Origin of the sequence: Halomonas sp. JB37 (assembly GCF_002332255.1) — a bacterium.
In the GTDB taxonomy this organism is placed as follows: Bacteria; Pseudomonadota; Gammaproteobacteria; order Pseudomonadales; family Halomonadaceae; genus Vreelandella; species Vreelandella casei.
Window position 1 is genome coordinate 2,401,823 of record NZ_NRGW01000001.1, and the last position, 26,943, is coordinate 2,428,765.

Annotated in this window: 23 protein-coding genes; 6 read left to right on the forward strand and 17 right to left on the reverse strand. The window is 52.0% G+C overall.

The genetic code is table 11. The features are described 5' to 3' along the window. Positions 1-160: 160 nt before the first annotated feature. Together CIK78_RS11150 and CIK78_RS11155 are read left to right on the forward strand one after the other, a co-directional pair. Complete coding sequence (locus CIK78_RS11150; protein ID WP_096280028.1) at positions 161-1,372, forward strand: site-specific integrase; 1,212 nt, start codon at positions 161-163, stop codon at positions 1,370-1,372. Positions 1,373-1,416: 44 nt separating this feature from the next. Further along, positions 1,417-1,833, forward strand: a complete 417-nt coding sequence (locus tag CIK78_RS11155; protein WP_096280030.1) for a SufE family protein — start codon at positions 1,417-1,419, stop codon at positions 1,831-1,833. A gap of 16 nt (positions 1,834-1,849) precedes the next feature. On the opposite strand, the gene yidD is transcribed toward CIK78_RS11155, so the two are convergent. The 8 genes from yidD to CIK78_RS11195 form a co-directional block, all read right to left on the reverse strand. Continuing rightward, positions 1,850-2,167: a membrane protein insertion efficiency factor YidD gene (yidD, locus tag CIK78_RS11160; protein WP_096280033.1), complete on the reverse strand. Its 318-nt coding sequence runs from the start codon at positions 2,165-2,167 to the stop codon at positions 1,850-1,852. Positions 2,168-2,169: 2 nt separating this feature from the next. Continuing rightward, complete coding sequence (gene hisI / locus CIK78_RS11165) at positions 2,170-2,646, reverse strand: phosphoribosyl-AMP cyclohydrolase (protein WP_096280035.1); 477 nt, start codon at positions 2,644-2,646, stop codon at positions 2,170-2,172. Positions 2,647-2,670: 24 nt separating this feature from the next. Continuing rightward, positions 2,671-3,114, reverse strand: coding sequence for a Fur family transcriptional regulator (locus CIK78_RS11170; RefSeq protein WP_096280037.1), 444 nt, complete (start codon positions 3,112-3,114; stop codon positions 2,671-2,673). A gap of 78 nt (positions 3,115-3,192) precedes the next feature. Further along, the gene (locus CIK78_RS11175) at positions 3,193-4,191 is read right to left on the reverse strand and encodes an alpha-L-glutamate ligase-like protein (protein WP_096280039.1); all 999 of its coding nucleotides are present in this window, start codon (positions 4,189-4,191) and stop codon (positions 3,193-3,195) included. Beyond that, the gene (locus tag CIK78_RS11180; protein WP_096280042.1) at positions 4,188-5,711 is read right to left on the reverse strand and encodes an inactive transglutaminase family protein; all 1,524 of its coding nucleotides are present in this window, start codon (positions 5,709-5,711) and stop codon (positions 4,188-4,190) included. Before CIK78_RS11180 ends, CIK78_RS11175 begins: the two co-directional genes overlap by 4 nt. Before the next feature lie 37 nt (positions 5,712-5,748). Then, positions 5,749-6,585: an ATP-dependent zinc protease gene (locus tag CIK78_RS11185; protein WP_096280044.1), complete on the reverse strand. Its 837-nt coding sequence runs from the start codon at positions 6,583-6,585 to the stop codon at positions 5,749-5,751. Positions 6,586-6,979: 394 nt separating this feature from the next. Continuing rightward, complete coding sequence (locus CIK78_RS11190) at positions 6,980-9,034, reverse strand: thioredoxin family protein (protein ID WP_096282358.1); 2,055 nt, start codon at positions 9,032-9,034, stop codon at positions 6,980-6,982. Positions 9,035-9,159: 125 nt separating this feature from the next. Then, complete coding sequence (locus tag CIK78_RS11195) at positions 9,160-10,224, reverse strand: TlpA disulfide reductase family protein (protein WP_176483396.1); 1,065 nt, start codon at positions 10,222-10,224, stop codon at positions 9,160-9,162. A gap of 164 nt (positions 10,225-10,388) precedes the next feature. Between CIK78_RS11195 and CIK78_RS11200 the strand changes: the two genes are divergently transcribed. Beyond that, positions 10,389-11,810, forward strand: coding sequence for a PLP-dependent aminotransferase family protein (locus tag CIK78_RS11200; protein WP_217990284.1), 1,422 nt, complete (start codon positions 10,389-10,391; stop codon positions 11,808-11,810). 14 nt (positions 11,811-11,824) lie between these two features. Here CIK78_RS11200 and CIK78_RS11205 read toward each other — a convergent pair whose 3' ends face one another. The 3 genes from CIK78_RS11205 to CIK78_RS11215 form a co-directional block, all read right to left on the reverse strand. Next, positions 11,825-12,445: an NAD(P)H-dependent oxidoreductase gene (locus CIK78_RS11205; protein ID WP_096280049.1), complete on the reverse strand. Its 621-nt coding sequence runs from the start codon at positions 12,443-12,445 to the stop codon at positions 11,825-11,827. Positions 12,446-12,738: 293 nt separating this feature from the next. Continuing rightward, the gene (locus CIK78_RS11210) at positions 12,739-13,524 is read right to left on the reverse strand and encodes a pyrroline-5-carboxylate reductase dimerization domain-containing protein (protein WP_096280051.1); all 786 of its coding nucleotides are present in this window, start codon (positions 13,522-13,524) and stop codon (positions 12,739-12,741) included. After that, the gene (locus CIK78_RS11215) at positions 13,487-14,173 is read right to left on the reverse strand and encodes a TetR/AcrR family transcriptional regulator (RefSeq protein WP_096280053.1); all 687 of its coding nucleotides are present in this window, start codon (positions 14,171-14,173) and stop codon (positions 13,487-13,489) included. The genes CIK78_RS11210 and CIK78_RS11215 overlap by 38 nt, the downstream gene beginning before the upstream one ends. A 144-nt stretch (positions 14,174-14,317) precedes the next feature. Between CIK78_RS11215 and CIK78_RS11220 the strand changes: the two genes are divergently transcribed. Together CIK78_RS11220 and CIK78_RS11225 are read left to right on the forward strand one after the other, a co-directional pair. Further along, positions 14,318-16,348, forward strand: a complete 2,031-nt coding sequence (locus CIK78_RS11220; RefSeq protein WP_096280055.1) for an NADH:flavin oxidoreductase — start codon at positions 14,318-14,320, stop codon at positions 16,346-16,348. A 361-nt stretch (positions 16,349-16,709) separates the two neighbouring features. Continuing rightward, positions 16,710-17,246, forward strand: coding sequence for a DUF3833 domain-containing protein (locus CIK78_RS11225; RefSeq protein WP_096280057.1), 537 nt, complete (start codon positions 16,710-16,712; stop codon positions 17,244-17,246). Positions 17,247-17,359: 113 nt separating this feature from the next. Here CIK78_RS11225 and CIK78_RS11230 read toward each other — a convergent pair whose 3' ends face one another. From CIK78_RS11230 to gorA, 4 genes are all read right to left on the reverse strand, one after another. Next, positions 17,360-17,752: an ectoine synthase gene (locus tag CIK78_RS11230; RefSeq protein WP_096280059.1), complete on the reverse strand. Its 393-nt coding sequence runs from the start codon at positions 17,750-17,752 to the stop codon at positions 17,360-17,362. A 95-nt stretch (positions 17,753-17,847) separates the two neighbouring features. Beyond that, positions 17,848-19,116, reverse strand: coding sequence for a diaminobutyrate--2-oxoglutarate transaminase (gene ectB, locus CIK78_RS11235; protein WP_096280061.1), 1,269 nt, complete (start codon positions 19,114-19,116; stop codon positions 17,848-17,850). A gap of 111 nt (positions 19,117-19,227) precedes the next feature. After that, positions 19,228-19,806 (reverse strand): diaminobutyrate acetyltransferase, encoded by a 579-nt coding sequence (ectA, locus tag CIK78_RS11240; protein WP_096280063.1) that lies wholly within the window; start codon positions 19,804-19,806, stop codon positions 19,228-19,230. 162 nt (positions 19,807-19,968) lie between these two features. Further along, positions 19,969-21,351, reverse strand: a complete 1,383-nt coding sequence (gene gorA, locus CIK78_RS11245; protein WP_096280065.1) for a glutathione-disulfide reductase — start codon at positions 21,349-21,351, stop codon at positions 19,969-19,971. Positions 21,352-21,511: 160 nt separating this feature from the next. On the opposite strand from gorA, the gene can reads away from it, so the two are divergent. Further along, positions 21,512-22,159 (forward strand): carbonate dehydratase, encoded by a 648-nt coding sequence (gene can, locus CIK78_RS11250; protein ID WP_096280066.1) that lies wholly within the window; start codon positions 21,512-21,514, stop codon positions 22,157-22,159. A gap of 59 nt (positions 22,160-22,218) precedes the next feature. On the opposite strand, the gene msrA is transcribed toward can, so the two are convergent. Beyond that, positions 22,219-22,875 carry a peptide-methionine (S)-S-oxide reductase MsrA gene (msrA, locus tag CIK78_RS11255; RefSeq protein ID WP_096280068.1) on the reverse strand — a complete coding sequence of 219 codons (657 nt, stop codon included), beginning with the start codon at positions 22,873-22,875 and terminating at the stop codon, positions 22,219-22,221. Between the two features lie 11 nt (positions 22,876-22,886). Further along, the gene (locus tag CIK78_RS11260; protein ID WP_225734411.1) at positions 22,887-26,942 is read right to left on the reverse strand and encodes a translocation/assembly module TamB domain-containing protein; all 4,056 of its coding nucleotides are present in this window, start codon (positions 26,940-26,942) and stop codon (positions 22,887-22,889) included. Position 26,943 lies beyond the last annotated feature (1 nt).

A 26,943-nucleotide genomic window follows, 5' to 3' on the forward strand; every position in this document is an offset into this window, starting at 1 on the left:
AAAAGGCAATTATTACATATTACATTTTACGTAATATTATTTATTTATCGATGTATAAATTCAAGATTACCCGTATTATCTTGAATTTATACACCGATAGATGCAGACTTTGCCCATAGTCATCTAGCAATTGCATAGCCAAAGAGAAGGGGATTATTCAATGCCAGATAGACAGCCTCTTGCCGAAGCAGAATTTATAACGCTTAACAAAGTGTTAACAGCTGAGCCTGCTGGCGGCAGGATTGCTGCTGAAAATGATGCCCAGGCAGTCATGGCATGGCTTAAGGAATACGAAGATAGCAGCCAAACGTTTAAGGCGTATCGGCGTGAATCTGAGCGGCTATTGCTTTGGTTAAGCAGCCAAGGGCTCACGCTGCCTGATATAAATCGTGAAACGCTACATCGTTTTGAAGCATTTCTTGCCGATCCACAGCCCAGCGAACAGTGGGTTGGCCCTTCAAAGCCACGCGTGCACCCAGCATGGCGCCCGTTTCGCGGCCCGTTATCACCACCTAGCCGGCGCCAGAGTCTCGTCATACTGCAAGGAATGTTTAGCTGGCTGGTGGAAGCAGGCTGGGTCAGCCATAACCCGTTTCGCTTGATGCGCGACAAATCAAGACGCCTGAACAACCAAACCCCGCGCATTGAGCGCTATTTGGAAAGCGAGCTATGGGCGTGGCTATGGCAATGGCTGAACATACCGTTAGAGAGTGGCAAAAATAGCCGCATTCATTTTGAACAGGCAAGACGACAGTTCATATTTGGCTTTGCCTATTTACTTGCGCCACGCATTAGTGAAATGGCCGATGCCCGCATGGGTGATTTTCAACGCAGCGAAGGGCGCTGGTGGTGGTCCGTGGTGGGTAAAGGCAACAAGATAGCGCGCATCCCGCTACCTGATGACATGCGGGCATGCCTGCACCAATGGCGCCAAGCGATTGGCTTGCCTGAGCAGACTAGCGAGCTGGAAGCTGTAGCACCGGTGCTGCGCTCACTGGATGGGCAGCGCGGCCTTGGCCACAACCAGCTTTATCGCCTGATTCGCGCCACGTTCCAAAAGGCGGCGGATGCGCTTGAAGATCAAGGTGGCGAGCCTGTGCACGTTGCCACACTGCGCCGGGCGACACCACACTGGTTACGACATACCTCTATCACTCACCAAGCCCAGTCAGGCATTAGCCTAAGGCATTTAGCGGAAAGCGCCCGCCACGCTCGCTTAGAAACAACCTCACGCTATTTGCATAGTGAAGACAACGAGTGGCATCGCGAGCAGCAACGGCATCGATTACAGCACCCGCACGGTAATTCAGATACCAATGACTCCCTCAAGCCGCCGCTGAGTCGTTATAATAAGCAGATTGATAATCTCTAAACGAGAGCATTTAAGCAGGCAATCCCTATTTAGAAGGACATACCATGAGCACTTCCGGCGCCGAACTGGCCCAGCAAGAGCTGATTGAAGATTTCGAGATATTCGATAATTGGATGGATCGCTATCAATACATTATCGATATGGGCAAGCAGCTAACTGACTTCCCTGATGAATGGAAAATCGAGGAGCTTAAAATACAAGGCTGCCAGTCAAATGTATGGATGCGCCATGAAGAGCAGGGCGATAAGCTGATTTTCAAAGCAACGTCGGATGCCGCCATTGTCTCTGGCCTTATTGCGATACTGCTGCGCATTTACAGTGAACGAACGGCGGCTGAAATTCGCGCTACTGAGCCTCACTTTTTGGCCGACTTAGGGTTGGATAAACATCTTTCGCCCACGCGCAGCAATGGCTTGCACTCCATGCTAGAAAGAATTTATCTGGTTGCGCAGCAAAAATAGCTGTAAGAAGAATTGCTTAGCGGGGAGGGTGCTCACAGCACGAGTCATCGTCCTCGCGGCAAAGTTGCTCACTTCGTCCCCCAGGAACAGGGTCCATGCCGCCTGCGTGGCCAGGATGGCATTTAACGATACGCTTAATTGCCATCCAGCCGCCGGCAAGGGGGCCGTGCAGCTGAATAGCCTCAATTGTGTAAGATGAGCAGCTAGGCCAGAAACGGCAGCGAGGGCCTAGTAGCGGGCTAAGCGTATACTGATAAACTCTCACCAAGCCAATCATTACTTTCATTAACGCCCAGCGCGGGCCTGATCGCAGTGCTGATTTCCAGCTTGCCATTGCTAAGACTCGTGTTTTTTACCGTACAGTTGATCAGGGTCGATTAACGGCGTACTGGTAATTACGGCCTGATTTTCATCTATCGCAATATAGAAGCAGCTGCGACGACCGGTGTGGCAGGCAGGCCCCGTTTGATCGACGTACAGAAGGAGTGTGTCAGCATCGCAATCCAGTGCTGCGGATACTAACTGCTGCTGCTGACCCGATGACTCGCCTTTACGCCACAGTGTTTGCCGCGAGCGCGAGAAATAACAAACGCGATGAGTCGAGAGCGTCTCCTCTAATGCCGCGCGATTCATCCAGGCCATCATCAATACTTCTTTTGAATCATGCTGCTGCGCAATGGCAGGAATCAAACCATCAGTATTGAATTTGACAGCGGCGAGAAGGGCGGCAACAGAAGGTAGGCTATCGTCAGGTGACGCTCCCTCTAACTGCTTAAAGAGAGTATTTGGCGCAACCTGATCAAAACGGGACATTGAATATACTCACTAGCAATTCGATTAAGAAGTGGCTCGACAGCGCTGACAAAGCCCCTGTAGTTCAATAGTTTGGCGCTCGATCTTAAAGCCTTGCCGCTGAGCAAGCGCGACGAGCTGCTCGCTGATTTCATCTAAATGCAGCTCTTCGACATAGCCACATTGACGACAGATCAGCAGTTGAAAACCGTGAGCATGCTCAGGACAGGCGCAGGCTACGTAGGCATTCAAAGATTCAATGCGGTGGACAAGCCCCTGATCAATCAAGAACTCCAAGGCACGATAAACCGTCGGCGGTCGAGCCGCGGCATGCTCAGTGGAAAGCTTATCAAGCAAATCATAAGCTTTCAGCCCACCGCCATTTTCAGCAATTAACTCCAATACTCGCCGACGAATGGGAGTAAATCGCACGCCACGGATATGGCACTGAGATTCAGCCTGCTGCAGTAATGTATTCGCTTGGGTCATGGGCAACTCAGTGAACGCTGACAGCGCAAATTTCGACTAGAACCTAATGTTTATAGACCTAGTTTTTATAGACCTAGTTTACGCATTCGCAGACGAGGTGTCTTTGCTTTCGACTAATTCGCTCTGGCGCGCAAAATGATGTTGTGCAAAGGCCACGCGCTCAATAGTAGGCACATTGTCTGGCTGCTGCTCAATAAGATCAAGCCGGCGGCGCAAACCTTCGCCATTGGTCATTTGAATGGCAAGACCAGGGCGAGCGTTAAGCTCAAGCAGCATCGGACCATGCTCGCGATCCAACACCATGTCAGTACCTAGATAGCCTAGTCCCGTCATCTCATAACAGCCTGCCGCTAAATGAAGCAACGTATCCCACTGAGGAACCACTAAGCTTGCTAAGTCGTGCCCCGTATCCGGATGGCTAAAACAAGGCATATCAAATTGAACGGCACGCAGTGCAGCGCCAGTGGCTATGTTTAAGCCAACACCCACCGCACCTTGGTGGAGGTTCGCTTTGCCATCGGATGCCGCGGTAGAAAGGCGCATCATCGCCATCACCGGATAGCCTTTGAAGACAATCACCCGTATATCGGGCACGCCTTCATAAGTGTAGTCCATCAAGCTTTCATCGAAGTTAATCAGCGTTTCAATCAAGGCCACATCAGGCGAGCCGCCCAGTGAATAGAGGCCAGAGAGAATGTTCGAGACATGACGCTCAATATCGGTAATGGACTGGCGCATACCGCTGGGCTTGATGAAACCGTCTTCATCAACATGCTCAATTACCAGTATGCCTTTACCGCCGCTGCCTTTGGCAGGCTTGATGACAAACCCGCCGTGCCCAGCCAACATTTCACTAATGTGCTTCACGCCAAACTGAGTGGTCACAGTACCGATCAGTTCTGGCGTGGTTATTCCATACTGCTGAGCCAACAGCTTAGTCTTGAGCTTGTCATCGACAAGCGGATAAAGGCGACGACGGTTATAGCGGCCAATATAGCGAATATTGCGCCGATTCATACCGATAATACCTTTATCGCGCAGGCGCGTTGGCCAGGTCCAGTTTTTCAACCAACTCATGAAAGCTTCTCGTCGTCAGTAATTGGCTTAAAGCGGCGCAGCTCTAACAAACGATAACCGGTGTAATTACCCAGCAATAGAATCAGTGCCATCAGTATCAACTGCACACCTAAGAAGTTGAACGTGATATGGCGTACCCAAGGATTGTTCATCGCCAAGTAAGCAAGAACAGCCGTTACCAAGCTACCGCCACCTTGAATTAGCACCTGCTTTGGACCTTCTTCCTCCCATAAAATCGACATGCGCTCGATAGTCCAAGCGAGAATAATCATCGGGAAGAAGGTGATGGTAAGCCCTGCGCTGAGCCCCATACGGTAGGCCAATACGGTAAAGATCGAGATAATCGCAATGACCGTAATGATGACCGCCGACACCCTAGCTACCAACAGTAAATTAAGATAGGACAGGTAGTTACGAATAATAAGGCCCATGGCAACGATCAGTAAAAAGCCGATCAATCCAGTGGTAAGAGAGATTTGAATGAAGGCGAGGGCAATCAGTACCGGCATGAAGGTACCGGATGTTTTAAGACCCACTAGCACTCTCAACAATACCACCATCAATGCACCAATCGGGATAAGCAAGATAGTCTGGAATAGCGCCTGCTCTTCTAATGGCAGGCTATGGATAGAGAAATTCAGCAGCGTATCGTCAGAGTAATGATTACGCACCGCAGCGGATGCAGGCTGATCATGGGTCATCATTGAGAATGAAACCCGAGAATTCGTGCCGCCTTGAACTTCAAGCACCGCTCGGCCGCCTGTTTCCCAAAGCAGCAGGTTATCAGGCTTGCCTTGCTCGCCGGTAGCGGGATTGAAGATAGACCATTGCTCGCCGTCAGCGGCAAAGACTTGGATCCAGCTGCTTAGCGTTTGACGGCGACGGCCGTCCTCCAATATAAGACCGCTGACTTCACGGGCTAATACGCCGGACTGATTAAGCAGGCGTACTACCAGGGCTGCAGGGGCTTCTTGTGACAGCAGCAACCGCGCACTTTCTTCCTGACGTTCGCCGTTAAGATCACGAATAAGCTCACGTGCAAAGGTAGCGTTATTAGCGCTGCGCGCCCAGGCCTGTTCAATTAGCTGGCTAGCAGCGGAATCATAGGGGCTTTCCCATGGCGTGGCGGCAGTTAATGTGGGCGGTGTTTGGATCGGAGAGCGTGCGTCTTGAGATACGAGCATCTGGACCGAGTAATACAGCTGCTGGCTACCCGCAGCGTTACGGATAGTCCACTGTGCCGTGCGACCTAACTCATCGGCCTGATAAGCAAGACCGTATCCTGAGGAAGCCGTGTTTTCGGTTAACACTCGATAGCCTGCTTGATGGGAAGGCAGCGCCATATCGACCTGCACAGGCCCATTCTGAGCGTTGAAGGTAATGCCCGCCTCAATTTCCCATACCTGGCGCTGTTCACCCGGTAGCCAGGGGATTTCGAACTGCACATGGCGATGCACGCTAGACGCAATACCAACAACCAATAAAAAGCCGACAATAATATAAAACATTAACCGGGACATGCAGATTCCTTTCAGGGTAAAGCGCCAGGGAGATCAGTTACTCTTCGGTGTCGTCTTCATCAACCGCTTCATCTTCAGCAGCTTGATCGGGTGACTCGCCACCTGGAAACTCAGGTCGATCGTGCAAGAACGTATCGGCCACATCGATCAAAGCGATATCCATCAAGAATCGCCGACCAAGCAGCACAGGATAATCAAGGTGCGTTCGATCATTGAGGGTAAAATCAACGTTTTCACGTATCGGGCCCAGCGTCATTAATAATGAGATAACCGGGCGTGACTCTTCGCCAGAGGCTTGAACAATGCGCACTCGACGAACTATCGGCGCTTCAATCCATTCATCTCGCTGAGCTTCAACGGCAATATCGTCCTCATTGAGCGCCAGTTTGAAACGTACCCAGTCTTCACCATCGCGCTCAAACCGCGTGATATCGGATGCAGACAAAGATGACGTATTAGCACCGGAATCCACCCGCGCTTTAAGATAAGTCCCCATGCTGGGCAAACCCACCCATTCGCTGCGACCCAGCAGCGTTTTGGTGGTTAGGCTTTCATCGACTTCACATTCTTCGCGAATGATGACGGGCTCGTCATCGCGTGCTTCCAACTGCTGTACGTCTTGGCGCAGGTAGCGCAGAAGGCTGCCCACTTCACGCACATCCGCGGTTAAAACCTGCTGCTCATCAAGTTGACGCGACTGTAGCTCAGAGCGAGCATCGCATTGCTGCATCAGCTGGCTTTCTAGCTCAAGGATACGTGAATTGAATGACGCCTCACTTAACGGCGGCGGGCCACTAGGTTCCGGCTGGGTTGCTGCACAGCCTGCGATTGAGAGCGACAAGCCAGCTACTAGCCACAAAACACCTGGGCGCATAACGAGTGATATCCTTGGACAATAAGTGGAAGGATGATAAGGAGAAGGGGGACTAGTGTCCAACGCCATTGAGGTTTTTCCAACACCTACTTTACTTAGGGTGTCTTATGCGCAGTGACTACAGCTCATGAATCTGATCGAAGCAAGGAGGCCCAAGAGAGCGAGGTTATTAACAGAATCAGAGATATGCCGACCCATGAAGCTTGTTCATATGGCTGAATATGTGCCACCGCGTGAACCGGCGGTGGATATTATAGCACTGCGTTAGAGGCCGCTAGCGTGACCGAGAATTACCCGTCAAACAGCGCGCTTTTTCTTTTGAAAAGACGCGCTGTTCATCCCAAGCCTTATAGGAGTCGGCGTCGCCACCGACTATGCCAGATACGAGACTGGGTTAACCAGATTTGCTTGCTAACGCAGGTAAAACATTAGGGGCAAGAATCTGTGACAGAATTTCAGCCTCTGTATCGCCTGGGCCGTACCATAAGTAGAGAGGCACTCCTGAGCGGCCGTGTTGCTCTAAAAAAGCGGTGATGGCGGGGTCGCCATTGGTCCAGTCGCCCTTCATTGTGATCACGCCCGCATGCTCAAATGCCTGCTGCGTGCTGGGCATATCGATTGCCCGCTGTTCGTTGATCTTACAGGTGACGCACCAATCTGCGGAAAAATAGACGAAGATGGCGTGTTCTTGTTGCCGAAGCTCGGCCAAGCGGCCCGCGTCGAAGTCGAGCGAGCGTGTTTCAGCTGAGTTAGTGAGCGCATTGCCCCTTTCGTCTTGCTGGGCAAAGGAACCCGGAACCAGGACGCTTCCCATCAACGTGAGTCCGGCCGCTAGTCCTGCCGGAAGCCAGCTTAATCGTTTGGCGCTGCGTTGGCGCAGTCCGGTGAACCAAAGCCCTATCGCCAGCAGCATTATCAGAGCGAGGCTCGCAATCATGCCGTTGTTGTTGAGCTGGCGGCCAAGCACCCAAGCCAAGGCTAGAGTGGTTAGAAACATGGGGATGGCCATGATATGCCGGAAGCTTGCAAGCCAAGGGCCAGGGCGAGGAAGGCGGCGACGCAGCACCGGCACGAAGCCAAGCAGTAGAAAAGGCAGGGCAATGCCCAGGCCCAGGCCTGCGAAAACTGTCAGCGCGGCAACCGTGGGAAGTACCAAGGCTGCGCCAAGAGCCGTAGCCATAAAGGGGCCGGAGCAGGGCGTTGCGACGAAGGCAGCAAGCACGCCTGTCCAGAATGCACCGGCTACGCCATCCTGGCTTGCTAGCTTACCCCCGGCATTGATGGAGCCCAGCTCAAAAAGGCCTGCCAGGTTAAAGCCGATGGCTGCGGTCAACAGTGTCAGCACCACGATGACCCGTGGATCTTGCAGTTGAAATGCCCAGCCAACATGGATGCCTGCTGCGCGCAGAGCAATAATGGCCGCGCCAAGTATTAAGCAAACGACAACCACTCCAGCGGTATAGGCTAATGCCTCGCGCCGGACTTCGCGCTCGCCACCGGATAAGCGCGCAAGGCTAAGCACTTTGAGGCTGAGGATCGGGAAAACGCAGGGCATGATATTGAGCAGAACACCGCCTAGCAGGGCACCGAGAAATGCTGTCAGTAGTAAAGTAGAGCTACTTTGTACGCTGGCGGCTGCACTTACCACGTGCGTGCTATCACTATGGCTAACGAGTGCCAGGCCAATGCCGGTGCCCAATGACAGCAGCGCCTCGAACTCGTCAGTCGGGCTGCCTGCTTGCCAGGATTTTGCCAGCTTGGTTTCTACCATTAGCGTATCGCCTTCACGGCTAAATATCTGCTCAGAAGCGGGATCCACGATGTTGTCGGTGGCGACAAATAAGTGTGGATTGCTCAGCGCCACGCTAGCAGGAAGAGGGATGCTGACACGCAAATGGCTATCGTCGGTCGTCATGAAGCTGGCTGGTGAGCCTAGAGGCCTGGGCTGTGCTTGGCGCCATTCATCGAAGCGCGCTTTGCGCTCATCCGTAATATGGCCATCGCCTGCGATGAGCGTAATGGCAAGCGTTGATTGTTCGGGAACGCAGGCGTCAGCGCGGCAAGCAAGGTAGTTGAAAACAACGGAGATTGGTAGAGAGGTCCCCGGCGCCACCGAAGCATCTATTTCAACAGGGAGCAATAGCGCGTAAGGATGCTCAAAGACATGATTCATCAGGTCGCCGGTCATCAGCGTATGTGGGACCGGATAGGCGGCATCGCCCACGCTGACACCATCCGGCAATTGCCAGTCGAACTGCGGTGCCAGGCCAATACTGCCCGGCTGTTTCCAATACCCATGCCAGCCGGATTGCGGCTCCATGAAAACGGCTAACGTGCTAGAGGCACCGGCAGCGGGTTGATCCGTTTCCGCGATCAAGCTGCTCTTGATCAGCACATCGCCCGAGGTGCCGGGAAACCCTTGGGCTGCGCCGACTTGAGGAGTCAACATTAAAACCAAGCAAAAGAGGGCACAGTAGCGGTAAAGGAATAGGGGCATTGGCTATCAGCCCGCTTGATACGGGCGGCTCCATTAAAGGGTATACCGCGCCGTGGCCTGCGCGAAATGGCGGTGGGCTATTGGCTGACACGCTCGACAGCTTCGGCTAAGGCGGTGTCTTGTGGCCCAAGCTTTTCAGCTATCTTGCCGTCGGCATCAATTAGCACAACGGTTGGTATCTGTTGAATGCCGAAGCTACGGTGTATCTCGCCGTCTGCGTCGAGCAGCACGGGAATGGCCGTCTCAGTGGACTCGAGATAGCTTTCGACATCGGACTCTTTGGTCCAAAGGCCAGAAATAATGCCCACCCACTGTACATTGTCATCTTCGCTCAGTTGGTTGACGGTTTCGCGAACGCGTTGGCAAGCGGTGGCTGTGTCCGGCTGGCTCTCGGCAAGATAGGACTCACACCACGTGGCAAAGAACACCACACCCAGTGGCTTGTCTGACGTTGCTTGGGATAGGTCGATGGTATCGCCGTCACGCGTTGTGATGTTAAGGTTCGTAACCGTATCGCCCACCGTTAAGGCGCTGGTATCGATATCCCCGACGGCAACACCTTCGGTCGTTGCTGAGCTTGGATCAGTGGGTTCCAGCAATGCCTGTAGCGCCTCTTCCAATACCTTATCGTCACGATGGCCAATGTGAGTGATGTGACCACTGCGATCAATCAGTACGTGCTGCGGGGTGACTCGCAGATTCAGTGCTTCGGCCAGCGTGCCATCATCTATCGTGATAGGCATGGTCAGACCCATTTCCTCGCGGTACTCACGTGCGGACGCTTCGGTATCAGCGTAACCGGTGTTCACGGCGATGACCTGAATGTCATCACCATGCGCTTCCTGGAATGCCTGAAATCCTGGCATTTGCTGACGGCAGGGCACACACCAGGTTGCCCAGAACTTAATATACACCGGCTTGACGCCATACAGTGTGCTGAGATCAATGATGTCACCATCCAGCGTGGTAACGCTCAGCTCGGGCCCAGGTTGACCTATTAGCGACTCACCAGCGGTTTTGGCACGCTGCTCGCCATCGGCATCCTGATCATAGACTTGATCGGTTGTTTGTTGATCGCCTGCTTGCACTGAGCCCATATAGCCCACCAACAGGGCGAGCAGTATCGCAACGGAAAGTTTCATGTTTATTATCCGCATTGGTTTGATCCTTTTGGCAAATTGTCCGGGTCGGGTTCAGTCGTTCTGGGCTCATTTAAAGAATGAGTGAAAAGGTTCAGGCCGATAAAAGTAATATGATTGTGAGCGACGCCATGGTCTAAAAAAAGCACCAAGAATGACGGATTTTTATGTACCATGGCGTTATGGGCATACTTCGCTTTTCACTTGATCGCCAAGGCGAGCAATCTCTTTCAGAGCAAATACGTTTAAGCATCGCTGACGCCATTCGCCAGGGGTATTTGTATGAGGGCGCGCGGCTGCCTTCATGGCGTGATCTTGCGGCGCAGTTAGGCGTTTCGCGAGGCACCATTAAAACGGCTTATGATCGGCTAAGCGATGATCAGCTCGTCCTTTCAAAGGGGGCCGCCGGCACTTTTGTTAGCGCCGTACTCCCCTTGGCGCCACAAGTGACCGCTGCGACTTCGCGCTTGCCGCTGCCTGAGCTTTATCAGGATCTGGATAGCGCGCCCAAGCTGTTTCAAGTGGGCGTGCCAGCACAAGACGGGTTTCCCTTTAAGCATTGGTCACGCATCATGCTGCGCTGTACGCGACAAGCGGTGGCTGAGCCACTACGTTATCCAGACCCGCGCGGAGAGCACGTCTTACGCAAAGAAATTGCTGCCTATCTAGCCGTCTCCCGCGGGCTGCTCTGCTCTGCCGACCAAATTATCATTACCAATGGTTATGCGGGTGCGCTGGGCCTGGCATTGCACTTGCTGCGACTGGATTCACGCCAAGTGTGGGTTGAGAACCCCGGCTATCCACTGACGTGGCACGCCTTATCGCTAGCAGGATATATCCCGGTTCCCGTTCCAGTGGATGATCAGGGGATTTGTGTTGAGCAAGGGATAGCGCTGGCAGCAGATGCCCGTTTGGCGATTGTGACGCCAAGCCAGCAAGCCCCCTTGGGTGTACAGCTGTCGCTGGACCGGCGCCAAGCACTGCTAATATGGGCACAAGAAAAGGCTGGCTGGATCATCGAAGATGATTATCTAAGCGAGCTGCAGCTAAGCGGCCAAGCAACACCGGCACTGGCTTCGCTGGATCGAAACGGTAGGGTGATCCACATCGGTACGTTCAGTAAAACCATCAGCCCACGCTTGCGGCTAGGTTTTATGGTAGTGCCGGCCAGCTTGTCAGAGCGCGCTGGCGATACGGCGGCCGCTTTATCGCCAGCGTCTGGACTGCCTAGCCAACTCGCCGTGGCGGAGCTTCTGCGCGATGGCCATTACTTACGCCATATTCGGCGTATGAAGCGTTTGTATATACAGCGCCGGAATGCGCTGCTTGCGCTCATGAGCGCATCAGTTTCAGCCAAGAATATAGCGGGCCTGTCACTGTTGCTCAGCCTGGATGATGATGTTGACGACGTTGCTATTGCCGAGGCTGCGAAGGCCTTTAACTTAGCACCGGCACCGCTGTCACCCTGGTATGCCACGCAAACCAAAGCACGCAAAGGGTTGCTCTTGGGCGTGACCAATCTATCGAGTCCTGCACTCGAAGAGGGTTATCAGCAGTTGGCGGAACTTGTCGCTCGCCATCGATCCTAGTAGCTGGCTTTACGTTATGGCAGCGGGTTAGTCAGTACGCCAACCTCGACCAGCGCGGCCTGCGCCTGATGCCATGCTTGAGTGATAGCGGGCTCACCAAACGCTAAACCCTGCAGATACACAAAGCGAATATCCTGAATGCCGATAGTGTTGAGAATAAGCGTGAGGTAAGGCGTCAGAAAATCCGGTTGCGGATTACCTCCCTGTAAGATGCCGCCAGCGCTCACCAGAATGGTGGTCGGACGATCTTGCAATAATCCCTGCTTGCCCTCAACCGAGGCGATAAACGTACGGTTAATACGTACCACATGGTCTATCCAAAGTTTCAGCGCAGCCGGTACGCTGAAGTTGTGCATCGGCATTGCGATTAACAAGCGATCACTCTGCTCGAGCTCACTAATCATTTGCTCTGACTCTGTCAGGTCAGCATTGGGGCTGTCGCCGATGTTATAGCTAACGAGCGCAGAGGCGTAGCGGTGGGTCAGAGGCGACAGAGGGGCGGTTAGCAAATCACGTTCGATTAAACTCACTCTGGAATTTATGAGCATTTCCTCTGCCAGAATCTTTTCAGCCAGACGATAGCCTAACGCATACTTACCATGCGGGCTGGCATGAACGAATAAGATGTTATTCATGACAAAATCCTATGAGCTATAATGAACAGCACACCATATTTAACATAATATATATTAAGCGAACCAAAAGGAATGGCCAGAGAGCGCTGCGGTTTGTGATTCATGAGCGACGTCATTGAGCCTCAGTTTCTATAAACCCCATCGCCGTTGAGTCTGTTGCCCTGAAGAAAAATCCACTATCTGAAATTTATTGCTGCTGTTGAGGTTCATAATCTCTTCTTTTTTATAGCGTGTCGAAAGCGTTTTATGGCTAGGCATTTGCTAAAGCGTTTATTGTTATAGGCGTCATTTGGTCAACACTTAACTGCACCGTAGGCGGCCTTCATCCCTTCCTGTACCGCATCGCGGAAACCATGCTGCAGCATGGCATTTAACCCTTCAGTAGTGGTTCCGCCATAATCTAAAAAGCGGGCCACCATGTCGGCAGGCGACGCGTTCTCATCCAGCATCAGTTGACTAGCGCCTGACAGCGTTTGCAGTACGCCGCGCTGGGCCACTGTTGGAGAAATTCCTTGTGTGATTGCATGCTGTATCAGAGCATCAGCCAAGAGCGCAGGAAAAGCAGGGCCGCTGCCCGTTAACGCGGTCAGATAATCGATTTGCGATTCATCTTCTACTTCATCGCTTACGCCACAGGCAGAAAACAGGCGCTGAACGAAAGCGCAATCTTCCGCGCTCAAGCCTGGCATTGCGCACCAAGGGGTATAGGAGCGCCCTACTGACGCAGCTGCGTTGGGCATGGCACGCACGATTCGATTGCTCCCCGTTGCCGCAGCCAGTGCGACTATTGGCACCTTGGCCATTAACGAAATCACCAGCCGATTTTCAAGTGAAAGCGTTAGTAGGGAAAACTGCTCAGGCCTCACAGACACCACGACGACCTCAGCAACTTCAAGCAGTGCGTCAGCGCTCTCGACACAGATCACTCCTGGCCAGTCCTGATAGCGGTTATGCTCTCGACTGGCCGTCACCACCAGCTGGTTTGGTGATATTAGTCCGCTAGATAACACTGAGCGGCCCAACGCACTGCCTAACCAGCCGTTACCCCCGATAATGCCGAGCGTTAATATCGGTTTCATCCGTCATCTCCTGTTGTGCCGCCATCTCTTTGGGCGTAAACCTCGCTCTATGCCGCGCAGCAAATCGCTCAAGATCGGCATGGGCGCACATCTGCCCGGTAAAAATATTAATGTACTGAGCCACTCGGCCGATCCGCGTATCTTGGGTCTCCTGGGTATGCATCGAGATATAGCCGATCTGAATCAAATAAACCGTGCGCGCACGGGTATCGGCTTCCAATGAGTCGTAGCCAAAGCGAATAAACATTTCTCGAAGTGCTTGCAGGCGTAGGTTATCGGCCTGGCTAACTCGCTTGGCAACCGCGAGATCTTGCAGACTCCAACTTCTGATGGCGTACTCAAACTCAGAATCAAATACCGCCGGGTCAAACCAACAATCAAAGACATTGAGCGTGGCTTCCACGATAGAAGACGCATATTTCTCCGATTGCTCAATGACGGCCTGTGTATTTTGACGCTCCCATCGCTGTAGCAGTGCAGTAAGCACCTCTTCGCGATCTTTAAATAACCAGTAAAAACTGGTTCGCGATGTCTTTAACTTCTTTGCTAACGGTACGATCTTGACGGCACTGACCCCCGAGGCAATCAGCAGCTCGTAAGCAGTATCAATCCAAGCCGTTTGGTTAATCGTGTCGCGTCCATTTTTCACGTATTTTTCTCTTTGCCATGCTGATGAAGTCGATCATATCAGGAAATCTGTCACCTTAATGTACATAACTGTCAATTATATTGACAATCTCGCACAGAGAGGGCTAGCGTGTGTCAACCATCAAAACAACAAGGGAAGACGACCGTGAAAAACGACCCTTTGCTACAGCCGTTACAACTAAAACATTTAACTCTGAAAAATCGGGTAATGCTGACCTCTCACGAACCGGCCTACCCCGAAGATGGCATGCCTAAAGAACTATACCGGGCTTATCATGTTGAACGTGCTAAGGCAGGTATTGCCCTGACCATGACGGCCGGATCGGCGGCGGTTTCCCGAGACAGTCCGCCGGTTTTTAACAATATCCTGGCGTATAAAGACGAAGTGGTGCCGTGGATGCGCGATCTCACCGAGGCATGCCACGAACACGGTACGGCGGTAATGATTCAGCTAACGCACTTGGGCCGCCGTACCCGCTGGGATAAAGGTGATTGGCTACCGACCGTTTCGGCATCCAATCGTCGGGAAGCCTCCCACCGCGCCTACCCGAAAAAAGCCGAGCTTTGGGATATAGAACGGTTGATCAAGGATTACACCGATGCCGCCGAGCGCATGTACGCAGCGGGCTTGGACGGCATGGAAATCCAAGCGTACGGCCATCTGATGGATCAGTTCTGGTCGCCATTAACCAATGAGCTAGATGCGCCTTATGGAGGCAGCCTGGAAAATAGACTCCGGTTTACCTTTGAAGTGCTTCAGTGCATTCGCGAGCGCGTTGGCGAAAAGTTCTTGCTTGGCGTGCGCTACACAGGTGACGAATGCCTGCCTGGCGGCTTCGATGCCCGGGATGGCATGACTATTTCTCACCGATTGAAAGACAGTGGCCTGGTAGATTTCCTCAATGTCGTCAAAGGGCACATTGATACCGACCCGGGTCTAACGGACGTAATTCCGATCCAGGGCATGCCCAGCGCACCCCACCTGGATTTTGCTGGCGATATCAAGCGCGAGGTCGATTTCCCCACTTTCCATGGAGCCAAAATTCAGGATGTTGCAACGGCTCGTCATGCAATTGCGTCCGGCAAGGTCGATATGATCGGCATGACCCGTGCCCATATGGCCGACCCGCACCTGATGAAGAAAGTCATTGAGGGACGGGAAGAGGAGATCCGCCCCTGCGTGGGCGCCAACTATTGCCTGGACCGCATCTATCAGGGCGGCGCCGCGTACTGTATTCATAACGCCGCGACCGGCCGCGAAACCACCATGCCGCATACCATCCCCCCCGCTGATACCAAACGTAAGGTAGTGGTGATTGGCACAGGTCCAGGCGGGATGGAAGCCGCTCGCGTAGCTGCTGAGCGTGGACATGAAGTCGTCGTATTTGAAGCGGCAGATGCCCCCGGCGGGCAGGTTCGCTTAACGGCACAGAGCGAGCGCCGCCGAGAAATGATGGGTATTATCGACTGGCGCTTCGAGCGCTGTCAGGCAATGGGCGTCACGTTCCACTTCAATGTCTTTGCCGAACAGGATGAAGTGCTCGGCGAATCGCCGGACGTGGTCATTGTGGCGACGGGTGGGCAGCCTAATGAAGAGGCGCTTAAAGAGGGTAATGAGCTGGCAGTTACGGGTTGGGATCTGCTTTCAGGACATGTAACGCCAGGCAATAACGTACTAGTCTATGACGATGCCGGTGACCACACCGCCCTGCAAGCCGCTGAGATTATTGCTAAAGCAGGCGGCAAGGTCGAATACATGACAGCCGACCGCGCCCTGGCGCCAGAAGTCATGGCCATGAACCTGGTGCCCTATATGCGCACGTTACAAGTGCTGGATACCACATTCACTCCGACGTTCCGCCTGACAGGCATCAAACGCGATGGTAATGAGCTGGTTGCCTCTGTCAGCAGTGACTACACCAATGTTGCCAAAGAGCGGCGCGTGGATCAGGTCGTCGTTAACTTTGGCACCTTACCTATGGAAGATCTTTACGAAGAGTTGAAGCCGCTATCGAGCAATCAAGGTGCCGTCAACTATGAGAACCTGATTGTAGGCAAACCACAGCCTGTGGCTATCGAAGGACAGTTCCAGCTATTCAGGATTGGGGATGCTATTTCGCATCGAAATACCCACGCAGCAATTTATGATGCCCTTCGCATCGTGAAAGACCTGTAGAATCCTGGCGCTTAAGTGAGCCGGTTTCGACCGGTTCACTATATAGTTCCGTCAGAAACTTTTGAATTATTTTTGTATTAAAGCTAGCGGCTCGGCACAGACATAAAGCGTGTATCGTCAAAACAGTAAAGGGGTTCGATAAAATCTAGGTGTGTAAATACGATAAAATGAGGGAAACCAAATCAGTTACTATTCTAGAATTTACTTTAAATTTTTTTAGCAATTGATGTAAAAAAAGCTGCTAAACATCTGATCTATAGTGAACCAAGTTTAGTGCTTTGCTTGATTGTCTACTCTATGCTGGATAAATATGCCCACCACCCGTATACAAACACGCAGGCTTCATACAGGAAACATCCACATGGTTCGATCACTACGCTTGGGCTTGTTTACACTGCTTTTTTTACTGGTTGGCTGTGCTGGCGTTGATGTTGAAGACTACGCAGATTCTGATCCGCGCCTGGATATCGCCGAATACTTTACCGGCACTACCCGCGCTTGGGGCATGGTGCAGGATTACTCAGGCGAGGTACAGCGACGTTTCAGCGTTGATGTCGAGGGCAGCTATGAAAATGACACGCTGACGCTGGACGAGTCTTTTGTCTTCTCAGATGGTCAAACCGACCGCCGGGTTTGGACATTTAAGCGCATTGACGAGCACCACTGGATCGGCACAGCTAGCGATGTTGAAGGTCCCGTCGAAGCCCGTCAGTACGGCCATGCTTTCCATATGCGCTATCCACTCGAAATTGAAGCCAGTGGACGGATGATAACCTTCACCATGGATGACTGGATGTACCTGCAGCAAGACGGCCGCTTAATCAATCGTACCGCTATGCGCAAATTTGGCCTGACATTCGGCGAAATCACCCTGGCATTTGAGAAAATTGATCGCTGATAAACGTTTATTTATTCACTAACAAAAAAGCAGCCTGCTCTTCAGCAAGGCTGCTTTTCCCATTTCATACTGACGCTTACCTAAATACGGACCTTTTATCTAGCAGGTGCATTTTATTCAGAAGCGGTGTAAGAGCCGTCTTCTTGATGAACTTCATTACCGGTAATCGGCGGTGTAAATACACAAGCAACCGTCATGCCTTTCTCTTTACCACGCAGCAGATGCTCATCGTGCTGGTCTAGCATGTAGACATCGCCTGCTTTGATCGGCCAAATTTTGCCATCGGCTAAAGTTTCTACTTCGCCTTCACCTTCATAACAAAACACCGCTTCGTAATGGTTTTTGTAATGAATGTGCGTCTCAGTACCGGGGAAAATGCGGGTAATGTGGAACGAGAAACCTGCATTATCGTTGGCTAAAATAAGGCGAGTACTGTCCCAGTTACCGTTTTCGGCGGTCACAAGACGTTCTGTTTTACGCGCTTCTTCAAGGTTACGAACGATCATAAAAGTACTCCGTTTCAAAGTGACTGGCGGTTACCAGCCACTATATCCCCAATTAAAAAACGTACTGCTATCGTCTTAATTTACGTAACAACAGCTTACTTTCCAGCCACTGACTTGACACACATCTCAAGAATATCGAGACCCTCCAGCAGATCTTCATCGGTAATGGTCAGCGGGCAAAGGCATTTAACGACTTCACCATCTTGGCCGCTGGTTTCAATCACCAGGCCATTCTCGAAGGCTTTGCTGGTAATCTTATCAGCGATATCACCCGACACTACGTCAATCCCGCGCATCAGGCCGCGGCCGCGTTCAGTTGCCGGCATACCGCTTTCTGTTAGCAGCGCCGCCAGCTTTTGGAAACGCTCTTCTACAATACGCCCTTTACGCTGAACATCACGCTCAAAGGTGTCATCGGACCAATATTTTTTAAGAGCAGCGGTGGCCGTTACCATTGCTAAGCTAAAACCACGGAACGTACCGTTATATTGGCCCGGTTTCCATTTATCCAGCTCAGGACGCATAAGAACATGCGCAAACGGCAAGCCAAAACCAGAAAGTGATTTTGAATTGGTAATAATGTCGGGCGTAATACCGGCATGCTCAAAACTAAAGAACTTACCGGTACGGCCGCAGCCTGCTTGGATGTCATCAATAATTAGCAGGATGTCGTGGGCACGACAAATACCTTCTAAACGTTTCAGCCAATCCAGGCCTGCCACGTTAATACCGCCCTCGCCTTGCACGGTTTCAATAATGACACCGGCAGGAATATCTAGACCACCAGACTTATCGCCGAGCAGTTTTTCGAAATAATCAAGCGTGTCAGTATGCTCACCCATATAGCCATCAAAAGGCAGGAAGCTAGCGCCTTGAGTGGGTATGCCGCCGGTTGCTTCACGGAATTTACGATTACCGGTGGTTGCTAGCGCCCCCATGGTGACGCCATGGAAACCGTTGGTGAAGGTCACAATATTGTGGCGACCCTTGGCAACACGCGCTAAACGGATGGCAGCTTCTACGGCATTAGTGCCTGTCGGACCTGGCAAGTGCACTTTATACTCAAGCCCACGTGGCTTGAAGATGACCTCTTCCAGTGTTTCTAAATAATCACGTTTTGCATTAGTCCACATATCCAAACCGTGCACAACGCCATCAGTGGCCAGGTAATCAATCATCGCCTGTTTCATGTGCGGATTATTGTGGCCGTAATTGAGCGTGCCCGCGCCGGCTAGAAAATCAATGTACTCACGACCATTCTCATCGGTTAGACGCGCATTTTGCGCTTTGGTAAACACCACCGGAAATGAGCGTGAATAAGTACGTACGTTGGATTCCATGCGTTCAAGTGTCTGGGTCTGCATTAGCGACCTCCTTAGTTGATCATTTTGCTTTAGGGCGTCTTTAGCCCGGAGCAACATGAGCGGGAAAACAGTATGTTAAGAACGTGCTTTTACTTTAATAAAAGCGGCGTATTAGATTCGACCTGTTTGAAACGGGCCGATACGCACCAAGTTTTCCGGATCATGCTCTCCTCCAAGCTGTTCAGTAGAGAAGTATTCGCGGCTGTTAAGCGGCGCATGCCAGCGTGCTGCTAGGCGGCGAAATAACCCCCATGAAGCCTGGTTATCGGGGGTAATAGTCGTTTCCAAGTGATGTACATCGTCAAGCTCAGGACGCGACATGATGGCTTCCACCAAACGCCGAGCAAGCCCGGTGCCACGTGCCTTTTCACCAACTGCCACCTGCCACAGAAAATATGTGTCGGGAGCATTGTCTTTTACATAGCCGGATACGAAACCAACGATTTCACCGCTTTCGTTGGTTGCTACGGCACACGTATCACGAAACTGAGTGGCGAGTAGCAAATAAGCGTAGGCGGAATTGACATCCAGCGGCGGGCAGGCTTTAACCAGCTCATATACGCCCCAGCCATCGTCTGCATTCGGCTTACGTATAAATAATGGAGTCTCTGCATGCCCTACCACGGCATCCGCGACCGTTGGCCTAGCAAGGTCTGCAGAAGGAGTAAAAGGTTGCGTCGGCGTACTCATAGTTATGCTTTGCTGTAGCGAATTTGACGACCATTATAACAGCTGATTATGAGCAATTCAAAAACCATATTATTCTCCGCCCCTATTTCCATAATTATTTGTTATGCAAGGCCGCTAGAAAATCGCATTTATAATCCAAGCGACTTATATAATTTAAGAGACTTACGTGCGTGTCAGCGTTCGCATAGTAACGAACTCTTCTGCCCCGGTTGGGTGAATACCCACCGTCCGGTCAAAGTCCTGCTTGGTCAGCCCCGCCCTTACCGCGATGGCAATTCCCTGGATGAGTTCACCAGCATCGTCACCGACCATGTGAGCGCCCACAACAACATCGGTCGCGTCGTCCACTACCAGCTTCATTAAGGTACGCTCTTGGCTACCCGAAAGCGTGTGCTTCATGGCACGAAAGTCGGTGCTGTAGACGCGGATATTAGTAAACTTTTCACGCGCATCCTCTTCAGAAAGCCCCACGGTGCCGATATTAGGATGGCAAAAAACAGCCGTTGGTATCGTGGCGTAATCTAACGGCTTGGGCACACTGTCTGAAAAGTGATAATCAACGACCTGCATCGCTTCTGCCAGGGCCACCGGCGTTAATTCGGGCCCAGCCGTTAAGTCACCCAGTGCTAGCACCGAGGGAACATCCGTTTCAAAACGCTCATTAACGGGCACTTTTCCCGATTCATCCAACGCCAAGCCAAGATGATCAAGCCCTAAATCGCCAATATTGGCTTTACGCCCAGTGGCGGCTAACACTACATCGACTTCAAGCATGTCACCGCTGGTGAGGTGGACCTTATAGGCATTGTCGGTCGCTTCAATGCGTTCGATATTGGTATTGAAGTGAAGGTTGACGCCCTTTCTTTCCATTTCAGTGCGGGTGAACTCGCGAACCTCTTGATCAAAGCCTTTCAAGAATAGCTCACCGCGATAAACAAGGTGCGTCTCGCTTCCGAGCCCATTAAAGATGCTGGAAAACTCAACCGCAATATAGCCACCACCCAGCACGAGAAAACGCTTAGGAAACGTATCCAGGTCAAAGATTTGATTTGAATCTAAGGCATATTCGCTGCCTGGAAAAGTAGGAACCCAAGGCCAGCCACCGGTGGCGAGCAGAATTTTTTGTGCGGTCACTGACGTGTCGCCATGCTCACCGCTTAGCGTTACGGTATGGGCATCGACCAACCGTGCCCGGGCATTAAATAGAGTAACTCCAGCGCTTTCTAGCATGCGCTGATAAATACCGTTTAGACGTTTAATCTCGCTGATTTTATTGTCGCGCAAGGTCGCCCACTCAAAATTCGCGGGTCCGGGAAGCTGCCAGCCAAACCCTGCTGCATCGTCAAAACTGTCATGAAAATGCGCAGCATATGAGTAGAGTTTTTTAGGCACGCACCCAACGTTGACACAGGTTCCGCCCAGGTATCGATCTTCGGCAATTGCCACGCTAGCGCCGGTTGCTGCAGCCATTCGCGCGGCACGCACACCGCCAGAACCAGCGCCGATCACCAGCAGGTCGTAGTCGTATTTGGAAACGTCTGCCATGGTTTGCTCCTATCGATTAAAAAATTTTAATGCCAACAATTGCAACTTATCTTTGTTGACCTAGCTCTCAGAGAAGGTTAAAACCATCCGCTACTATTTGATACTTGCTATTGCTTCATATTATCTGAAGCTGTAAGCGACTTAATATTATGGAGACTCTATGTCTGATGCTATTGCGACGCTACTGGATAATAATCGTGCCTGGGCTGAGCGCATGTGCGAGGAAGATCCTGAGTACTTTAAGCGCCTCTCCAGTCAGCAAAACCCTGACTATTTGTGGATTGGTTGTTCCGATAGCCGCGTGCCAGCCAACCAAATCATTGCGCTCCCGCCTGGGGAGGTATTTGTACATCGTAACGTAGCCAATTTACTCCACCATACAGACATGAACGCTCTGTCGGTGGTTCAGTTTGCCGTGGACGTGCTGAAAGTTAGCCATATTATGATTGTGGGTCACTACGGCTGTGGCGGCATTAAGGCGGCCATGACCGGAGGCGAGTGCGGCGTCGTCGATTACTGGCTGCACTCTGTGCGCGAACAGTACAACCAGCATAGAAATGCTCTCAGTCATCTTCCTATAGAGGATCAGATTGACCGTATGTGTGAAATTAACGTCAAAGCACAGGTTAATAGTCTATGTCGCACTAAGATTTTGCAGCGTGCCTGGCAGCGCGGTCAGGATATCTCAGTACATGGGTGGGTCTACGGATTAAGCGATGGCCGTGTCAAAGACCTTAACTGCACTATCACTGGCTTAGAGCAAGTCGAAACGCTTTATCGCATTGATCGCCTGCATCAAGGCGATTAAACGCCCTTACCGCGCCTGCCACTTGCGACAGGCGCGTTTCTAGCTCAAACAGTACTCACTTAGTTAATAGCGCAGGTAACGCCGGTCCCCTTTAAGCCACAGTAGCCATTAGGGTTTTTATCGAGGTACTGCTGGTGATAAGCCTCAGCGTAATAAAAAACATCCAGCGGCTTAATTTCCGTGGTAATACGCCCCTTACCCGCGTTACTCAATGCCTGTTGAAAAGCAGCGGCACTCTTTTCAGCCGCCGCTTGCTGGGCAGCCCCCGTTGTGAAAATGGCTGAACGATACTGCGAGCCAGTGTCATTTCCCTGACGGTCCCCTTGAGTAGGGTCGTGCTGCTCCCAAAATACTTGCAAGATCGTTTCAAGCGTCACTTGCTGAGGGTCAAAGATCACTCTCACTACTTCAGTGTGGCCAGTGCGCCCTGTGCAGGTCTCGTCGTAAGTCGGATTCGGAGTTTCGCCTCCAGCGTAGCCTGCTGCCGTCACGTAGACACCAGGCAGCTGCCAAAAAAGCCGCTCTACGCCCCAAAAGCATCCCATACCCAGCACTATTTGCTCATAGCCCTGGGGAAATGGTGGATGTAACGAGTGGCCACTAATAGTGTGTGTTTCACTCGTTTCAATCGGGGCGTCGCGGCCTGACAATACGCGGCCTGTACTTGAAACAGTACTTGAAACAGTACTTGAAACAGTGCTGGAAAATAGCGACATATCGCCCTCACTTATTGCTGTTTGAGAATTTCAGGATTACCAGAGCGGGTAAACGTATAAATCAAATCCACCGCTTGGTTAGCGCCTGATACGGCCTGCAAATAAAGATTACGCAAAAGCGTATAGCGTAAGGTTAGTTCTGCAATTGGCGAGAAAATTCCTACCCCGTAACTAATACGAAGATCGTCCGTCAACTGACCACTCACGGCAACTTGGCTATCGTCACCAGCGCCGGTGGTATCTAGGGACAAGTCATCAATACCAAAAGCCTGGCCGATTGAGCCCACTGCACCGCCTGTCCGCCCCAGTGACATGCCAATTAACGCGGTTGTCAAAGCGCTATCAATACCGCCACCCGCAGCATCCGGCGCGCGGCCACGTAGAAGATAAGATAATGCGCTCGATTCATTCATCGCAGGCTCAGAGAATATCGCTACATTAGGTTCTTGGGCGTTGCCCGTTACCCGCAGACCAGCGATGACATCGTCCTCGGTTACATCCGGATTGCGAATCGCTTCGAAATCAAGCCTAGGCTGGCCAGGAGGACCGCTGAACAGTATTTCTCCGCGACGAATCAACAGGTCCTGCCCAAAAGCCTGGAACCGACCGTCAACCAGATTCACATCACCAAACAGCTGCAATGCCCCGCCGCTTTGACGAATTTCTAGCGATCCCCCAAGGCCTGATTTTAAACCGTAGGCCGCGAACTGCATATCGCCACCCAGGGTCAGGGTTACCAGTATATCGAGCTCCATACCGGTCGCTGCAAGCTCATCCGACGTACTTGGACCTTCACCGCTGGCAGCAACACGCTGCCTTTCAATCTCCGCCTGGCGATCCTCGCGCTCGGTAATAATCACTTCATCGCCACTGGGCGTTACTGCGGATGCCGGCATATCGCCAATTTCAAGGCGAGCCCAGGGTACATTGATATCGCCCCTTACTTGCAGCCTTTCCGGCGTCACTCGCACGCGAATATCCGGCGCGGCTTCCAGCCGACCAAACTGCGGCAATACGATCAGGATTGGCTCCTTCACGGCGTTCAAGTCCACGCCAATACGCCAGTCATCGCCGCTTGGCCAATAAGCATCACCGGTTATTTCTAAACGCCCGCGCTCAGCCGCTAGAAATCCATTAATATCGCCCTGCTCACCATCGAATGAAACAATGAGCTCACCATCTTGAACATCAACCGGAATGTCAGGGCCATTAACTTGGATACTGCGCAGCCCAAGCTGGCCCTGTAAATCAGGCTGACTGGTCGTTCCCGTTATTTGTACGCTGCCCGTCAAATCCCCGGCTAAGCGGTCCATACCCACAACCATCGGCCGATAAGGTTCTAGCGAAACATTATTGGCGCGCAGCTCCCCATTCAGCACGCCGCGCCCTAACGGATCGTTAATCGAGAGGTTAAAATTCAGATCACCCGCCTCTGCGAGAGACAGCGCAATGTCCGCATCAGCTTGAGCCTGGTTAGCCTCAACTTGCGCATCTAAACTGATTTTGGGCAATTGCACTGGCTGGCCATAGTCATTGACCGCTGTAATTGCCACATCGCTTAAGATGCGTAGATCCGCCTGCCATTGAGCGCCGCCCCGACGCCAGTTTGCGGCAAGATCCGCCGTGGTATCACCTTCTAACTGCCACTCTTCGGGCAAAAAGGGCTCTAGCATCTCCATTGGAACTTCACGCACCGTCAGCGTTGCATTACCTTGTTGCGCCGAGGCAGTAATTACCTCTTCAGAACACACAAGGCCACCTTCTTCACGACGCAAGCAAAACGGTGACAAGCGAGCCTGACCATCGGCAAGGTTGTAGCGTAAATCTAGCGGCGCTTCGAGGCGGATGGTGCCCGCTTCAGAATCAATTTCTAAGGGCGTTAAACGTGCCTGATATTGTTGACTTTGCTGATTAAAGCGGCCTTCTAATGCGATCAAAGCACGGCTTAATACTGCATCATTTTGCCCCAGAACCGTCAGCTCTAACTGATGTTGCGAAAGACGGCCGGACAACGTCGCTGTAATATCTGACAGTGATTGACCACCCGCTAATACGTTGGTCATGGCTAACTGAACATCTAACCGCGGATCTTCTAGCCCTTTCACATCAGCGGTTAGCTCAAGCTGTTCAATACGGTTTTCAGCAAAGCGCAGTGCGTCACCTTGCAAGTTGGCAATTAATTGAGGTTGGTTAAAGCTACCGCTTGCCTGCAGTGTACCCACTAAGGTGCCGGCAAGATCCGGTGACAGCGTTTGCAATTGGCGCAGGGCTATATCCGCATTCAACGACATCGCTTGTTCACTGATTTGGCCTGCCGCTTCTATGCGATTATTGCCTTGAGTGAACAGCAGTTCATCAATATCAACTTCCAAATTACTGTTAGCGTCAAAAGCAGCTTGCAGAGTTAGCGGATAGTCGCGCAGCTCGCCATCAATGGCGAGATTGGGCACGCTTATAGCCCACTGATCCTCCAACTGGCGCACTGACAGCTCAATGTCACCATTTAAATTACCGTCCAATTGATCTACAAAAAGCCCCGGGTCAAACTGATCCAAGCGCACACTCGCATCTACCTGCAACGGTGCTAACCAATTGACGGTACCTTCGCTACTCAAAGTGCTATCGCCCACGGCCAATGTGAGAGGCTGCCAGCTGAAGTGCTCAAGATCGCCTTGCCCCCTGAGGTTAACTTGGGTTTGCGGAACACTGGGACCCTGCACAGAAAGACCTAGCTGGGCACTATAGTCGCTAATAGTACCCGTTAGCTGTAGGTCTAAATCGTCGATGATATAAGGATCGACGGCATCGCCGCCCTCAAGCGTATCGGCAACCTCGTTAGCAGCAGTGGCTGTCTCATTACCCAGCAACGGCCACTGCACTTGCTCACTTTGCAAGCGCAGCTGGAAAGGCAACGTGGGTGCTAGCGCATCAATCTGCCCGCTAAGTGTAGCGTTCACCACTCCGGCGGCCTCAAGCTGCGCCTCAAGCGCATCCATTGAGCCAGACAGCACCAGGGTCAGCGTTTCACCGTTCAGCTCTGGAAACAGTTCAGGTAAGAAAAGCTCTACATCTAAGCGGGCTGCTAAAGGATAGTTGCCGCTCAGGGTAGTCTCTGCCGTTAATTCTGCCTGGGCATCCTGGGTCACGACCGACAGCTGCGTTACTTCAACGTCGCTACCGTCAGTTAAAAGCCCTAATCGAAGGCTCTCAACACTATATTCAACGGCGCCTTCTAAGCGGAAATCACTGACGGTAAATTCAGGTATCTGAACATTGACGGGCAGTGTGATATCCGGCAGCACAAGACGCTCTCGTGCTTCAAGCGGTTGTTCGACTGATTCGGCGATTTCTACTGCATCATTTTGTGGCTGATGGAGCGCTATAGAAGCATCAATAGCCTCACCATAAAGCGGCGTATCTATACCTTGGGTTAACAAAATACCAGGGGATGGCGGTAAATAGACGCGAGGCGCCTCTAAATGCGTTGGCGCGAGGCGTACCTCGTTACCTTCGGCAACGGCTGAGGAATTTAACGAACGCCAAGATACCTCGGTGCCATCAGCAAGTCGGAGGCTGACATCCTCTAGCTGTAACGAGCGCAGTTCGATAGGAAAGGGAAAGCGGATCGATAGCGGCGCACTGTCTTCTTTGGGAGGGGACTCCTGCTCACTGGCTGCTCCTAGCCGAATATCAGCCCCCACAACACGAAGCGTATCAATGCATAAGCGCTTTGACAGTACGCAGTCATCGGCCCAGCCCAATTCAAACTCATCAATACCAATGCGCGTTTCACCCAGTCTTAGCTGAAAATCCTCAATCACGAAATGATCGAGTAAACCGCCTTCATGATGGGCATACGAGAAAAAATCGCGCTGCTCGCCTTGTGAAAGCAACATGCCCGTTCCCCATGGGGATAGCGCGGTACCCAGAATTAACGCTACAAGCCCAAACAGCCAAATGGGCAGCAGGATAATGATACGCACCAGACTCCAAACCAACAGCCAGATTCGAGATTTCGAAGACAGCACATGGCGCTGTTCAGCAGTAGATGATTCAACCTGTGACAAA